Source organism: Pseudonocardia sp. (assembly GCF_035305885.1).
In the GTDB taxonomy this organism is placed as follows: Bacteria; Actinomycetota; Actinomycetes; order Mycobacteriales; family Pseudonocardiaceae; genus Pseudonocardia.
Genome location: NZ_DATGOP010000124.1, coordinates 37,214 through 51,670 on the forward strand (window position 1 = coordinate 37,214; position 14,457 = coordinate 51,670).

General features: G+C 75.3%; 12 protein-coding genes and 1 pseudogene. 7 read left to right on the plus strand and 6 right to left on the minus strand.

Annotated elements, in window-relative coordinates; all coding sequences use genetic code 11:
• Positions 1–183 precede the first annotated feature (183 nt).
• Positions 184–1,605: a hypothetical protein gene (locus tag VKZ81_RS28460; RefSeq protein ID WP_324244797.1), complete on the plus strand. Its 1,422-nt coding sequence runs from the start codon at positions 184–186 to the stop codon at positions 1,603–1,605.
• Positions 1,602–2,825 carry a cysteine desulfurase-like protein gene (locus tag VKZ81_RS28465; RefSeq protein WP_324244798.1) on the plus strand — a complete coding sequence of 408 codons (1,224 nt, stop codon included), beginning with the start codon at positions 1,602–1,604 and terminating at the stop codon, positions 2,823–2,825. The genes VKZ81_RS28460 and VKZ81_RS28465 overlap by 4 nt, the downstream gene beginning before the upstream one ends.
• Positions 2,826–2,857: 32 nt before the next feature.
• Here VKZ81_RS28465 and VKZ81_RS28470 read toward each other — a convergent pair whose 3' ends face one another.
• The 3 genes from VKZ81_RS28470 to VKZ81_RS28480 form a co-directional block, all read right to left on the minus strand.
• Positions 2,858–4,270, minus strand: coding sequence for an HNH endonuclease signature motif containing protein (locus VKZ81_RS28470; RefSeq protein ID WP_324244799.1), 1,413 nt, complete (start codon positions 4,268–4,270; stop codon positions 2,858–2,860).
• Positions 4,271–4,747: 477 nt separating this feature from the next.
• Entirely contained in the window at positions 4,748–5,401 is a 654-nt protein-coding gene (locus VKZ81_RS28475) for an RNA polymerase sigma factor (protein WP_324244800.1), read from the minus strand.
• Between the two features lie 59 nt (positions 5,402–5,460).
• Entirely contained in the window at positions 5,461–5,973 is a 513-nt protein-coding gene (locus tag VKZ81_RS28480) for an Lrp/AsnC family transcriptional regulator (RefSeq protein WP_324244801.1), read from the minus strand.
• Positions 5,974–6,041: 68 nt separating this feature from the next.
• Here VKZ81_RS28480 and ald point away from each other — a divergent pair, with 68 nt between their 5' ends.
• The 4 genes from ald to VKZ81_RS28500 all read left to right on the plus strand — a co-directional run bounded on the left by ald (position 6,042) and on the right by VKZ81_RS28500 (position 9,819).
• A complete protein-coding gene (gene ald, locus VKZ81_RS28485) occupies positions 6,042–7,160 on the plus strand; it encodes an alanine dehydrogenase (RefSeq protein ID WP_324244802.1) in 1,119 nt (372 codons plus the stop codon).
• Between the two features lie 89 nt (positions 7,161–7,249).
• Entirely contained in the window at positions 7,250–8,302 is a 1,053-nt protein-coding gene (locus VKZ81_RS28490) for a diacylglycerol/lipid kinase family protein (RefSeq protein WP_324244803.1), read from the plus strand.
• Positions 8,303–8,305: 3 nt separating this feature from the next.
• Positions 8,306–9,070 (plus strand): precorrin-6A synthase (deacetylating), encoded by a 765-nt coding sequence (gene cobF / locus VKZ81_RS28495; protein ID WP_324244804.1) that lies wholly within the window; start codon positions 8,306–8,308, stop codon positions 9,068–9,070.
• The gene (locus tag VKZ81_RS28500) at positions 9,067–9,819 is read left to right on the plus strand and encodes a cobalt-precorrin-6A reductase (RefSeq protein ID WP_324244805.1); all 753 of its coding nucleotides are present in this window, start codon (positions 9,067–9,069) and stop codon (positions 9,817–9,819) included. Before cobF ends, VKZ81_RS28500 begins: the two co-directional genes overlap by 4 nt.
• A gap of 4 nt (positions 9,820–9,823) precedes the next feature.
• On the opposite strand, the pseudogene pip reads toward VKZ81_RS28500, so the two are convergent.
• From pip to VKZ81_RS28515, 3 genes and pseudogenes are all read right to left on the minus strand, one after another.
• A pseudogene (gene pip / locus VKZ81_RS28505) lies at positions 9,824–10,752 on the minus strand (prolyl aminopeptidase).
• 44 nt (positions 10,753–10,796) lie between these two features.
• Complete coding sequence (locus tag VKZ81_RS28510; protein WP_324244806.1) at positions 10,797–11,567, minus strand: class I SAM-dependent methyltransferase; 771 nt, start codon at positions 11,565–11,567, stop codon at positions 10,797–10,799.
• Positions 11,568–11,625: 58 nt separating this feature from the next.
• A complete protein-coding gene (locus tag VKZ81_RS28515; protein ID WP_324244807.1) occupies positions 11,626–12,669 on the minus strand; it encodes a DNA polymerase IV in 1,044 nt (347 codons plus the stop codon).
• 96 nt (positions 12,670–12,765) lie between these two features.
• On the opposite strand from VKZ81_RS28515, the gene VKZ81_RS28520 reads away from it, so the two are divergent.
• On the plus strand, positions 12,766–14,457 hold the full coding sequence (locus tag VKZ81_RS28520) for a S8 family serine peptidase (protein WP_324244808.1): 1,692 nt from the start codon (positions 12,766–12,768) through the stop codon (positions 14,455–14,457).

A 14,457-nucleotide genomic window follows, 5' to 3' on the forward strand; every position in this document is an offset into this window, starting at 1 on the left:
TCCGGGCCGCCCGTCGCAGGAAGCCGCGCCCTGAGCGCACTCTTCGCGGCGGCGGTCGGTTGGAGCCCGCTGCGAGGTAGCGTGCGACGCCAGGGCAGCCGGCCGCACGCCCGAGCGTGACGCGCGTCACGCCGCTTCGACATGAGCCGGCGCGAGGCACCGACCCGTTGGAGAGGACCACTGGTGGACAGGGGTTACGAGGGAGACTCGGGCTACCTCGGGCACCTCGGATCCGCTGCGGGCACCGACCGCTGGCACGCCGGCGCCGGCGATCGTGGCGTGGAACGTGCGGGGGAGCGCGGCGGGGATCGTGGTGGCGACGACACGGCCGCCGGCATCGCGCGGCGGCTGCAGGCCCGGCTCGACCGGCACATCGAGCTGCTGGAGCGGCTGCAGGCCGCGCAGCTCTACCCCGAGCCGCCCGGCCTGCCCGAGCTGCAGGAGACCGCGCGCCGGATGCGCCGCGACGCCGACGGGCTGCTCCTGCTCGCGGGCCACGAACCCGGTGTGCGCTCGCCGGGCCCGCGCGGCCTCGGCGACCTCGTCGCGGAGGCCGCAGCGCTCGCCGAGGAGACCCACCGGGTGGACGTCCGGCCCGCCCCCGCCGCGTCCGTCGCGCCCGCCGCGTCGGTCGAGCTCGTGCAGGTGCTCGCCGAGCTCGTCGACCACGTCACCGCGGTGTACCCCGGGGCGCGCATCGAGCTGGTGAGCCGCCTGGAGACCCCGGCGGGGCGGGGGAGCGGCAACGGCGGGGTCACCGTCGACGCGGTCGTGGGCGGCGCGGCCCGCCACGACCCGGACGGGCTCGGCGGCCGGCGCGCCGCCGCCGCGGCCGAGGAGCTCGCCCGCCGCTCCCGCCACGGCGTCGTCCTGCGCCAGCCGCCCGGCGGCCCGCCGGCCAGCGGGTCGGGCCTCGTCGCGAGCGTGCACTGCCCGCCCGCCGCGGTCACCGTGGAGCAGCCGCTGACCCCGCCCCCGGAGGTGCGCTCCGACCGCACCGGGCTCTCGTCGCTGTCGTCGCTGTCGTCCTACGAGTCCGGGTTCGAGGCGCGGCTGCCCACGAACGGAAGCAACGGGTCGAGCTCCCCGACGGCCCCGACCAACGGCAGCACGCAGCCCGCGCCCTCCTTCGACGACGCGCCCACCTACCAGCCCTCGACGTCGTCCCAGGTCGACGAGCTGTTCGGGCCGCTGGTCGACCTCCCGCTCGAGCCGATCGACGACCGCTACGCCACCCCGATCTTCGAGGCGATCGCCTCGGCCTGGTTCCGCGACGACGGCGGCGGGTCCGGGCCTCTGGACTGGGAGACCCCGCAGGACGACGAGTGGCGCCAGGCCGCCGCCCGTGCCGCCCGCCCCGAGACCGACCTCCCCACCACCGCCAGCGGCCTGCCCCGCCGCCGCCCTGGCGACCAGCTCGTGCCCCCGCCGCGCTCCACCGAGCGCAACGGCCGGCGCAACGGCGCCGCCCAGCACGTCACCCCGAAGGAACGCGCCCCCGATCGCGTCCGTGACCGGCTCAGCACCTACCAGCGCGGCCTGCGCGAGGGCAGGCACCGCGCCGTCGGGTCGGAGGGCGCCCCCGAGCACCACGAGGAGTGGTGACGCTGGGTCAGGCTGACGTGGTCACCTACGACGTCGCGGCGGTCCGCGCGCACTTCCCCGCCCTGGACGCCGGGTACGCCCACTTCGACGGCCCGGGCGGCTCCCAGGTGCCCCGCGCCGTCGCCGAAGCGGTCGCGGGCGCGCTGGTGGCCCCGCTGGCCAACCGGGGCCGCGTCACCGCGGGGGAGCGGGCCGCCGACGAGATCGTCGTGGCCGCGCGCCGTGCCGTCGCCGACCTGCTCGGCGCCGACCCGGGCGGCGTCGTGTTCGGCCGCTCCATGACGCAGATCACGTTCGACTTCGCCCGCACGCTCGCAGCCACGTGGGCCCCCGGCGACGAGGTCGTGGTCTCGTCCCTCGACCACGACGCGAACGTCCGGCCGTGGCTGATCGCCGCAGAGGCGGTCGGCGCCGAGGTGCGCTGGGCGGAGTTCGACCCGGCCACCGCCGAGCTGTCCGCGGACGCCGTTGCCGCGGTCCTGTCGCCGCGCACGCGGCTGGTGGCGGTCACGGCCGCGTCGAACCTGCTCGGCACCTGCCCGCCGGTCCGCGCGATCGCCGACCTCGCCCACGACGCGGGCGCCCTGGTCTACGTCGACGCCGTGCACGCCGCCGCCCACCTGCCCCTGCACATCGATTCCCTGGGCGCGGACTTCCTCGTCTGCTCGCCGTACAAGTTCCTCGGCCCGCACTGCGGTGTGCTCGCCGCCGCGCCCGCCCTGCTGGAGGAGCTGCGCCCGCAGAAGCTGCTGCCCTCGACGAACGTGGTGCCCGAGCGTTTCGAGCTCGGCACCCTGCCGTACGAGCTGCTGGCGGGCACCACCGCGGCGATCGACTTCCTCGCCGGGCTCGGCACCGGCGCGTCCCGCCGCGACCGGCTCGTCACCGCCATGAGCGCGATCGGCGCCCACGAGGACCGCCTCCGCCGACGGATCGAGGACGGCCTCGCCGCCCTGCCCGGCGTCACCGTCCTGTCGCGCGCGGCCCAGCGCACCCCGACCCTGCTCGCCACGTTCGCCGACCGGGACCCCGCGGACGCCTACGCGTTCCTGGCCGAGCGGGGCGTGCACGCGCCGGCGGGCTCCTTCTACGCCCTCGAACCGTCCCGGCGCCTCGGCCTCGGCGACACCGGGGCGCTGCGGATCGGCCTGGCGCCGTACGTCGACGACAACGACGTCGACCGCCTGCTCGGCGGGCTCGCGGAATTCCTGGGGGTCTGAGGCCTGCGATCAGGTTCCGCGGAACCTGCTTTTCACGCGGCCGCCGGGATCCGCTTCGGTAGCAGGAGCAGGCCGAGGACGTAGTCGATGTCGAGGCTGTCGCCCTGCCATTTCGTCTTGATGGTGGTGTGGTTGATGTGCAGGCCTGCCCTGGTGTGCATCTCCACCAGGCTTTCTGCTTTCCCGCTCAGTGGCTCGGCCGCCTCGGGCACGGGTGTTCCGTCTGGGCGCCGGAACTCCCACCGACCATTCACGCGGTGGATCCGGTAGCCGTGGTCGTGCACGACCGTGTGGTGGTACGTGCAGATCATGATGAGGTTGTCGATGTCGGTTGGGCCGCCCGCCTGCCAGGGGATGATGTGGTGGGCGTTGAGGTAGCGGGTGTGGGGGCAGCCGGGGAATTGGCAGCGCTGCCCGTCGCGGGCGGTCAGTGCCCGGATCTGGGTGTCGGTGGCGAGGCGGCGGGAGCGGCCGAGGTACATGCGGTTGCCGGCCCGATCGTCGAGCAGGAGCTGCACCTTGGCATCACACGCGAGCCGTCGCGCGGTGGCGGGGGCAAGCGCCGGCCCGCCGTCGAGGCGGGCCGTGCCGGTGGAGGCATCCACGTGGACGATCACCTCGGCGTGGCCCCGCTCCACCACCTTCCCGTCCTCGGTGCGGCCGGTCACCAACGCCATGAGCGCGTCGGCCCGACGGGCGGCGATGCCGTCGGCCACGAGGCCCGGTTCCTGCTCCCGCGCCCGCTCCACCAGGTCCGCCGGCTGGGGTGCGAGGTCGGGGGCGGTCGGTGTGCGTTTCGGGGTGCGGGCCTCGATCTCGGCGATCAGCCTCGCCCCCTCCTCGGGGGTGAGGCGGGCCCGCAGTTCCAGGGTGCCGTCGTCGGCCCACCGCCAGCTGAGCGACCGTCGCGCCGCCTGGTTCTGGGGTGGGGTGATGAGTTGGCGGGTGGCGTGGATGAGGCGTTCGAGGTGGGCGGCGGTGCCGTAGCGGGCGATGGCGAGCAGGACCCGCTCGGCGGCCTCCGGGTCAGCGACCCTGGTGTTCGGTAGGTTCGAGGTGCCGTCGGCGAGCTGTTGGGCGATCCGCACCAGGGTGGAGGTGTCGTCGCCGATGACCCGGCTGATCGCCCGCACCTTCGAATAGGTCAACTCACCGGCCGCGAACGCGGCGGTGACCACCGGGAGCTTGCGCAGCGCCCGGGCGATGCGCAGGTGTTCGTTGGCGGTGCGGATGTTCATGCCGATCTTCCACGACACCCAGTGCGCACAGGATGTGACCCCGTCGCACGCCGCCCACAGCTTGCGTGCGTCGAACTCGGCCAGGTATTGCAGGAACCGGCACTGGGCGGCGGCGATGTGACCGGCGATCCCGAGCAGCGCGGTTTCGACCTGGTGATCGCTCAGGGCATCGATCGAAGTGGGGAACGGGGCGACGGCGCCGGGCATCGGGGATTCCTCCTCACCGGGTGTGTGAGGTGAGGATCCCACCCGGGGCTGACAATTTCGGGGCACGAGAGAGGTTCCGCGGAACCTGAAACGTGGAACGCCTGAAGGAGTGGGGCCGGTCAACTCCAGGTTTGCGGCTGCTGATCTTTCTTCGGGTGTTTCCGCGGTGGGAGCGGTCGATCACAGGGGTGACCACGCCGTGGTTCCCGGCACGGGACGGCGGTCATGACCTGCGCGACCGGCGCCCACCACGGGTGCTGCCCGGCTCACCGCCAGGTGCACGTGCGCGCCCATCTCGGCCAGGGTGTCCGCGGCCCAGTACCCCCATAGCCTCGCTCCTTGATCGCAGCGAGGGTCGCGACAGCGATCCCGCAAGACGCGCAGCGCCCTTGACCTGTGAGAAGCGGCGCGCACAACCCGGCCGCAGCGCCGCCAGGAGGCCACCCAGGACACCACAGCAGGTCCCGCGGAACCCGCCTACGCCACGATCGCCGGATCCAGCCGCTCCCGCAGCCGCCGCAACCCGTCGGACGTGTACCGCTTCACCGCCCCCGTGGACAGCTGCATGATCTCCGCCGCCTCGGCGACGGACAGCTGCCACTGCATCCGCATCACGACGGCCTCGCGCTCGCGCGGGGAGAGCGAGGCGAGCGCGTCGCGCAGCAGCGCGGCGTCGGTGACCTGGGTGGAGACGTCGACCGGGGAGCTGGGGGTGTCGTCGGCGCGGTCCGGGTCGTCGATGCTGACGGTGGCCCGGGCGGGGATCACCTCGCGCAGCTCGCGGTTGATCTCGTTGCAGACGGCGGTGTGGACGTAGGCCTGGATGTTGGTGATCTCGGGAGGGTCGCCCTGCTGGCGGCGCAGGATCTTCTCGAACGCGCGCTGGACGACGTCCTCGGCGCGGCTCGGGTCACCGACCTTGCGGGTGGCGTAGCGGATCATCGCGGGCGAGCGCTCGCGGTAGGCGGCGGCGAGCCGCTCGGCGAACACCTTCGGGTCGACGCGCGACACGCGGCCGATGCGCGAGCGGCCGGGCGGCGCGAGGCCGAGCACGGTGCCCTCGCCGCGGTCGGCGGCGGCCTGCAGCAGGCGCGCGAGAACCGGGAATTCCTCGACAGGATCGACGTCCACGCTGCCCCCCGGAGTCAATTGAGCTCTCATCGTACGAGGCTGCAGCGCCGATCGGCGGATCAGATTCCCCGCCGTCCCGCCGCGCGGGTGTGCTCGAAGATCAGGCTGGTCTCGGTGCCCGCGATGGCCGGGTCGCGGTTGAGGTGGTCGGCCACGAACGCGCGCAGGGCGTCGGTGCTGGGGGTGGCGACGTGCAGCAGGAAGTCGTTGGCGCCCGCGACGAAGTAGACGTCGAGCACCTCCGGCCGCCGCGACAGCGCGGCGACGTGCTCGGTGAGGCTGCCGCGGGCGGTCGGCTGGAGCCGGATGGCGATCATCGCCTCGAGGTCGTGGCCGAGGGCGCGCGGGTCGATGTCGGCGTGGAAGCCGCGGATGACGCCGCCCGCGCGCAGCGCGCGCACGCGGGCGAGGCAGGTGGACTGGGCGATGCCGACCCGGTCGGCCAGCTCCTTGTTGGAGATGCGGGCGTCGTCGGCGAGGACCCGCAGGATCGCGCGGTCCGTGGCGTCGAGCCGAACGTCGTGCGGCCGGATCGCCCGTTCGGGACGCGCTCCTGCAGGTGGCAACGGCATCTGGGGAGGATACCGAATCTCCTGCGGGTGAAGTTGCCCTCGACCGGCAGCATCTTCATCCTCCCTCCATGAGGATCGGTGTTCCCCGCGAGGTCAAGAACCACGAGTACCGGGTGGCGCTCACCCCGGCAGGGGCGCAGGAGCTCACCCGCGCCGGGCACCACGTGCTCGTCGAGCGCGGTGCGGGCGTCGGCAGCTCGATCGGCGACGAGGACTTCGAGGCGGCGGGCGCGCGCATCGTCCCCACGGCCGACGACGTGTGGGGCGCCGCGGACCTGGTGCTCAAGGTGAAGGAGCCGATCGAGGAGGAGTACCACCGGCTGCGCCGCGACCAGGTGCTGTTCACCTACCTGCACCTGGCCGCCTCGAGGGAGTGCACCCAGGCCCTGCTCGCCGCGGGCACCACGGCGATCGCCTACGAGACCGTGCGCCTGCCGGACGGCTCGCTGCCGCTGCTCGCGCCCATGAGCGAGGTCGCGGGCCGGCTCGCACCGCAGGCGGGGGCGAACGCCCTTCTGAAGGCGGCCGGCGGGCGCGGCGTCCTGCTCGGTGGGGTGCCGGGGGTGCGGCCGGCCGACGTCGTGGTGATCGGCGCGGGCGTCGCGGGCCAGAACGCGGTGGCCATGGCCGTCGGGCTGGGCGCCGAGGTCACCGTGCTCGACGTCGACATCGCCAAGCTGCGCCGCATCGACGAGCGCTACGCAGGCCGGGTCCGCACGTTGGCGTCGACCAACCACGAGCTGGAGCGGGCCTGCCTCGAGGCCGACCTCGTGATCGGCGCCGTGCTCGTGCCGGGGGCCCGAGCGCCGCGGCTGGTGAGCAACGACCTCGTGCGGCGGATGAAGCCCGGCTCGGTGCTCGTCGACGTCGCGATCGACCAGGGCGGCTGCTTCGCCGACTCCCGGCCCACCACGCACGCCGACCCCACCTACACCGTGCACGGCTCGGTCTTCTACTGCGTGGCCAACATGCCCGGCGCGGTTCCGCACACCTCGACCTTCGCGCTGACCAACGCCACGCTGCCGTACGTGCTGCGGCTGGCCAACCAGGGCTGGGCCGACGCGCTCGCCGCCGACCCGGCGCTCGCCGCGGGCCTGTCGACCCACCAGGGCGCGCTGACCAACGCCCAGGTCGCCCGCGACCTCGGCCTGCCCTACGCCGACCCGCACCACCTGGTCGCGGCCTGAAACGCGCCCGTCACGCGGAGGGGTGCGCCGCCCGGGCGTGTGGCGGACACCGCGCCGCCCGGGGCCACGACGCCGCATAGGGTTCCGCCGTGAACGAGTGGTGGGTCCTCGCGCTCGCGATGCTGCCCGTGCTGGGGCTGCTCGCGCTCGTGCTGGTCCGGGGCCGCCGCCACCGCGTCGATCCCGACACGCTCGCGGCCGATCCGGAGGACCGGCCCCTCCCCGCGGTGGTGGTCAACCCCACGAAGATCGAACCGGGGGACCGGCACCGCATCGAGTCCGTCTGCACGGGCCTGGGCTGGGCCGAGCCGCTGTGGCTGGAGACCACCGTCGAGGACCCCGGCACCGGGCAGGCGAAGCTCGCGATCGAGAAGGGCGCCGACGTCGTGCTCGCATGTGGCGGTGACGGCACCGTCCGCTCGGTCGCCGAGGCGCTCGCCGGCACGGGGGTGGCCATGGGTCTGGTGCCCGTCGGCACCGGGAACCTGCTCGCCCGCACCGTCGGCACGCCCGACAGCATCGCCGCCGCGACCCGGGTGGCCCTCACCGGCGACGACCGGATCATCGACGTCGGCCGCATCCGCATCGACGGCGCCGAGGACGAGCGGGTGTTCCTCGTGATGGCGGGCACCGGCTTCGACGCGCGGATCATGGAGAGCACGCCGGAGGCGCTGAAGGTCAAGGTCGGCCCGCTCGCCTACGTGATCTCGGGCCTGCGCGCGATGCGGGGCAGGCGGATGCGCGTGACCCTGACCCTCGACGACGGGCCCCCGATGCGGCGCCGCACCCGCACCGTGCTCGTCGGCAACAGCGGCACGCTGCTCGGCGGGCTCGTCCTCATGCCGCGCGCGACGATCGACGACGGCGTGCTCGACGTGGTGAGCCTCGCGCCGGGCACGGTCGCCGGCTGGATCGCGGTGGCGCTGCGCGTGATCACCCGGCGGCCCCGCGGCGACGAGCGCGTCGAGCACTGGCAGGCCCGCTCGATCGTGATCAAGGCCGAGACCCCGCAGCCGTGCCAGATCGACGGCGACCCCGTGGGCACCGCGCAGGAGCTGTCGATCCGCGTCGACCCGCACACGCTCGTGCTGCGGGTGCCGGACACCGCCCCGCCCGACGCGCCGGACGCGGGTAGGGGGTAGGGCGTGCGCACGATCTACGTGATCGGCATCGGCGCGGGCAACCCCGAGCACCTCACGCTCCAGGCGATCGCCGCGATGAACCGCACCGACGTCTTCTTCATGATCGACAAGGGCGAGGGCAAGGCCGAGCTCGCCGGGCTGCGCGAGGCGATGATCGCCCGCCACGTGACCCGCCCCCACCGCGTCGTGACCGCCCCCGACCCGCAGCGGGACCGCAGCGCGCCGAGCGGCCGCTACGCGGGCGCGGTGGCGGACTGGCAGGAGCGCAGGGCGGCGCTGTACGAGCGGATGATCGCCGACGAGCTCGGGGCGGACGGGCGCGGGGCGTTCCTGGTGTGGGGCGACCCCGCCCTCTACGACGGGACGCTGCGGATCCTCGACCGGATCCGCGGGCGCGGCGGCGTCGCGTTCGCGGTGGAGTCGATCCCGGGCATCAGCGCGGTGCAGGCCCTCGCCGCCGCCCACCGGATCCCGCTCAACCGGGTCGGGGGCCCGTTCACCGTGACGACCGGGCGCAGGCTCGCCGACGAGGGCCCACCGCCCGGCGTCGACGACGTCGTCGTCATGCTCGACGCGGTGGACGCCTTCGCGGCGCTGCCCGACGGGGAGTGGGACATCTACTGGGGCGCCTACCTCGGCACGCCGGACGAGGTGCTCGTGCACGGGCCGGTCGAGGACGCGAAGGGCGAGATCGTGCGTCGGCGCGGCGAGCTGCGCGCGCGCAAGGGCTGGATCATGGACACCTACCTGTTGCGGCGGCGCCGGTGAGCCCGGCCGGCGTGCTCGTGCTCGGCGGCACCGCGGAGGCGCGCCGCCTCGCCGCCGCGCTCCACCGCGACCCCGGGTTCACCGTCACCACGTCGCTCGCCGGCCGGGTGGCGGTGCCGCGCCTGCCGTGCGGCGAGGTCCGCATCGGGGGGTTCGGCGGCGCCGACGGGCTCGCCGCGTGGCTGCGCGGGCACGGCACCGACGCCGTCGTCGACGCCACCCACCCCTTCGCCGCCCGCATCAGCGCCAACGCCGTGGCCGCGACGACCGCCGCGGGCCTGCCGCTGCTGGTGCTGCGCCGGCCGGGCTGGACCGAGGGGCCGGGGGACCGCTGGCACCGCGTGCCGGACGCCGCCACCGCCGCCTCGGTCGCGCCCGAGCTGGGGGACCGGCTGTTCCTCGCCACCGGAAGCGGCGACCTGCCCGCGTTCGCCGGGGTCGATGCCTGGTGCCTGCTGCGCGCGGTCGACCCGCCACCCCCGCCGCTGCCGCGACGCCACCACCTGGTGCTCGCGCGCGGCCCCTTCACGACGGACGGCGAGCGCGCGCTGCTGCGAGAGCACCGCATCGAGGCGCTCGTCGCCCGCGACAGCGGCGGCGAGCTGACCGCCGCGAAGCTGGTGGCCGCCCGCGAGCTGGGTCTGCCCGTCGTGCTGATCGACCGCCCACCCGCGCCGCCCGCCCCCTCCGTCACCAGCGTTCCGGAGGCGCTGGAGTGGCTCGCCGCGACGCTCGCGGCTCGCCGCTGACCGGTCAGCGGGCCGCGAAGCGGTCGAGCGCGGCCACGAGGTGCGCGCGGGCGGCGTCGCTTCCGGTGTGGCCCGCGTCCTCGACGATCACGAGCTCGGCGTCCGGCCACGCGCGCGCCAGCTCCCACGCCGTGTGCGGCGGCCCGCCCATGTCCAGCTGCCCGTGCACGAGGAAGCCGGGGATGCCGGCGAGCCGTCCCGCGTCGCGCAGCAGCGCGCCCTCCTCCAGCCACGTGCCGTGGGCGAAGTAGTGGGTGCAGATGCGCACGAACGCCAGCTGAGCGGCGCGCGGGCGGTCGCCGGAGGCGCCGGTGCGGGCGTTCGGCTCGGCGGAGATGACCGCGTCCTCCCACGCGAGCCAGTCGCGGGTGGCCCGCTCCCGCACGGCCGGGTCGGGGTCGTTCACCAGCCGCGCGTACGCCGCGACGAGGTCGCCGTCGCGCTCGGCGGGCGGGACGCCGTCGCGGAAGCGCTCCCACGCCTCCGGGTAGAAGCGCCCGACGCCGCGGTAGAGCCAGTCGATCTCCGAGCGCCGGGAGGTGGTGACGCTCACGAGCACGATCTCCGAGACCCGCTGCGGGTGGCGCTGCGCGTAGGCCAGCGCCAGCGTGGCGCGCCACGAGCCGCCGTGCAGCAACCACCGGTCGATGCCGAGGTGCGCGCGCAGCCGCTCGATGTCGGCGATCAGGTGCTCGGTGGTGTCGACCGACAGGTCGGTGGCCGGGTCGCTGGCGTGCGGCGTGCTGCGCCCGCAGCCGCGCTGGTCGAACAGCACCACGCGGTAGCGCCGCGGGTCGAACGCCCGCCGGTGGCCGGGCGTGCAGCCGGAGCCGGGGCCCCGTGCAGGACGAGCGCCGGCTTGCCGTCCGGGTTCCCGCACACCTCCCAGTAGATCCGGTTGCCGGGTCGACCGGGGCCATCGACGTCGAGCATCCCGTGGTCGTACGGCTCGATGGGCGGGTACACGCCCCCGCACGCTAGTTGCGCGCGGCGAACAGGATCCGGGGGCCGCCGTCGCGGGCTCCCGGTTCGGCGCACGCGGCGACCTCGCGCTCGAGGAAGCGCCGCCAGCGGTCGCGGTCGGCGGCCACGTCGGCGAGCCACTCCGGCTCGCCCGCCGAGGCCCAGTTGCTCGCGCTGCCGTCGACGAGCCGCCCGCCCGCCTCCTCGACGAGCGCGACCACGTCCGACCACCGGTAGCGCCGTTCCCCCGGCCGCCCGTCCCCGTCGAGGTGCGGCCCGTGCCGCCACGCGCCGAGCTGGGAGGGCACCGACGCGACGACGACGCCGTCCGGGGCGACGACGCGCAGCAGCCCGCGCAGCACGGTGGCGGCGCCGCGGTGCGCGGCCGCCAGCGGGCCGCCGTAGGCGAGCACGGCGTCGAACTCGCCGTCGGCGTAGCGGCTCACGTCCGTGCCGTCGAGGACCTCGCGCCGCAGCACGGCGCGCTCGGCCGGGGTCGCGCGGACCCGGCGCTCGTGGGCGGCGAGCCGCGCCGACGACGAGTCGGTGACCACGACCCGGCAGCCCCGGGCCGCGAGCTCGGTGGTGAACCGGTCGACGCCCGCGCCGATCTCCAACACCCGGTCGCCCCGGTCGACGAACCGGCGCAGGAAGCGGCGGTGGATCTCGCGGCTGACGCGCTCGGCGGCGTCGGCCCGCGGGCAGCGGCGTCCCCGTTCGCCCAGCCCGACGGCGTGCCGGTCCAACAGCTTGCGCACCGCCCCCACCGCAGCACTGTGGTCCACGACATCGACGATGTCGGGGCTCGGCTGAGCCCGTTCTCAGTTCGGCTCGGCTCGCGGGTCAGTTCGCGGCGGGCGGGAACTCCGCCCGGACGCCGAGCAGGCGGACCGGGCGCCGGGAGCCGAACCGCTCCAGCACCTCGAGGGCGGACGCGGCGAACGCGTCGGGGTCGGTGGTGGGTGCGTCGAGGGTGGCGCTGCGGGTGTAGGTGGAGAACGGTGCGAACCGGACCTTCACCGCCACCCGCGCGGCGGGCCGGCCCGCCTTTCCGATCTCGGTGGCCACGCGGCGGGCCAGGGCGGCCACCTCGCTGCGGACCTCGTCCCAGTCGGTGATGTTCTCCTGGAACGTCGTCTCGTGGCTGCGCGACCGCGGCACCCACGGGGTGGCCTCCACCACCGCCCGGCCGATGCCGCGGCCCAGCTGCACGTACCAGGGGCCCAGGGCCGGGCCCAGCTCGGCCGCGAGCCGCTCCGGGTCGGCGGCGGCGAGCTCGCCGACGGTGGTGATGCCCCGCTCGGCGAGCTTGCGGGCGGTCTTCGCGCCGATGCCCCACAGCGCCTCGGTGGGGCGGTCGAACATCACCTCGGCCCAGTTCCGCACGGTGAGCCGGTACACGCCCGCGCCCGCGGGCGGCTTGGCGAACCCGGTGGCGAGCTTGGCGCGCAGCATGTTGTCGCCGATGCCGATCGAGCAGTGCAGCCGGGTGCGCTCGAGGACGTCGCGGCGGATCTGTTCCGCGAGGGCCTCCGGGTCGTCGGTCTCGGCGCCGACGAACGCCTCGTCCCAGCCCATCACCTCGACGACGACGCCCGGCCGGTCCCGCAGGGTGGCCATGACGTCGGCGGACACCTCCTCGTAGTGGGCGTTGTCGGCGGGCAGGAAGATCGCGTCCGGGCATCGCTTCGCCGCCGTGCGCATCGGCATGCCGGACCGCACGCCGAACCGGCGGGCCTCGTAGGAGGCGGTGGCCACCACCGCCCGCTGCGTCGGGTCGCCCTTCCCACCGACGACGACCGGCTTGCCGGCGAGCTCGGGGCGCCGCAGGACCTCGACCGCGGCCAGGAACTGGTCCAGGTCGACGTGCAGCACCCAGTAGGCCACGCCACCAGTGTGCCGTGACCGGCCGGCTGCGCCGGATGACCTAAAGTGATCGACCGACCCCGGGTCCCGGGGGTCGGGGGAACCGGGAGGTCGCGCGTGAAGAGCCCTCGCGCCATCGGGTGGGTCGCCGCGGCCGTCGCCGCGGCCGTCGCGACCGCGGGCGCGACCTCGCTGGTGCCCGCTCCCGCGCCACCGGTGGCGGCCCCCGCGGCGGCGCCGCAGGCCACCCCGCCGGACGCGGTGCCCGCGGGGCACGCCACGTTCACCGTGCTGCTCGACGGCCCCGCCGCCCGCGACGCGGCGGTGCCCGCGATCGAGGCCGCGGGCGGCCGCGTGCTGCGGGAGAACGCCGCCGTGGGCGCGTTGGTGGTCACCGCCCCGCCGGACGGGTTCGTCGAGCGGGTGGCGGCGATCGACGGCGTCTTCGGCGCGGCCCGCGCCCACGTGGTCGGGACCACGCAGGCGGTGCGGGGCCGGCCCCCCGCCGGCCGGGCGCAAGGCCCGCGAGGCCCGCAGGGCCCCGCCGGCCTCGACCCGCTCGACACCCGGCTGTGGGGCCTGTCGATGGTGCGGGCCGACGCCGCCCGGGCCATCCAGCCGGGTGACCGGCGGGTGCTGGTCGGGATCCTCGACACCGGCGTCGACGGCAGCCACCCCGACATCGCCCCGAACCTCGACGTGGGGCTCTCGCGCAACTTCGTCACCGACATCCCGACCGACCCCACCGGGGCGGTGCTGGACGGCCCGTGCGAGTTCCCCGGGTGCGTCGACCCGCCCGACCACGACGGCGGCGGCCACGGCACCCACGTCGCGGGCACCGTGGCGGCGGTCGCGAACGGGTCGGGGGTGTCCGGCGTCGCGCCGGGGGTGACGCTCGTGAACATCCGCGCCGGGCAGGACTCCGGGCTGTTCTTCCTGCAGCCGGTGATCGACGCGCTCACCTACGGCGCCGACATCGGCCTCGACGTGATCAACATGTCCTTCTACGTCGACCCCTGGCGCTACAACTGCCTCGACAACCCGGCCGACCCGCCCGAGGCGCGCATCGAGCAGCGCACCACGATCGAGGCGATGAACCGCGCGCTGGAGTACGCGCACGCCAAGGGCGTCACGCTCGTCGGCTCGCTCGGCAACGAGAACGAGGACCTCGGCCACCCGCGGCGGGACACCAGCAGCCCGAACCACCCGCCGGGCGCGGCCTACCCGCGCGAGATCGACAACGCCACCTGCTTCGACCTGCCGGTCGAGGGACCGCACGTGATCGGCGTGTCCGCCGTGGGGCCGCAGGGGGAGAAGGCGGACTACTCCAACTACGGCCTCGAGCAGGTCTCGCTCGCCGCCCCCGGCGGCAACGGCGGCCCCGGCGGCCCCGAGGACCTGATCCTGTCGACCTACCCGAAGGAGATCCTGCAGCAGGAGGGCGACGTGGACGCCGCGGGCGAGATCACCCAGCTCGGCGCGGCGAGCGGCGTGCAGAAGGCCTGCACGCCGGACGGGACCTGCGGCTACTACGCCTACCTGCAGGGCACCTCGATGGCGGCGCCGCACGTGAGCGGCGTGGCGGCGCTCGTGGTGAGCCGGCACGGGGTGCCCGACCCGCAGCACCCCGGCGGGTTGACCATGGCGCCCGCCGAGGTGGAGCGGGCGCTCGTCGCCTCCGCCCACGAGACCGCCTGCCCGGCCACCCCGGCGCCGTCGGCGCCCTGCGAGGGTTCGCCCGGCTTCAACGGCTACTACGGCAACGGCATCGTCGACGCGGTCGCCGCGCTCTCCGTCGCCGCCCGCTGA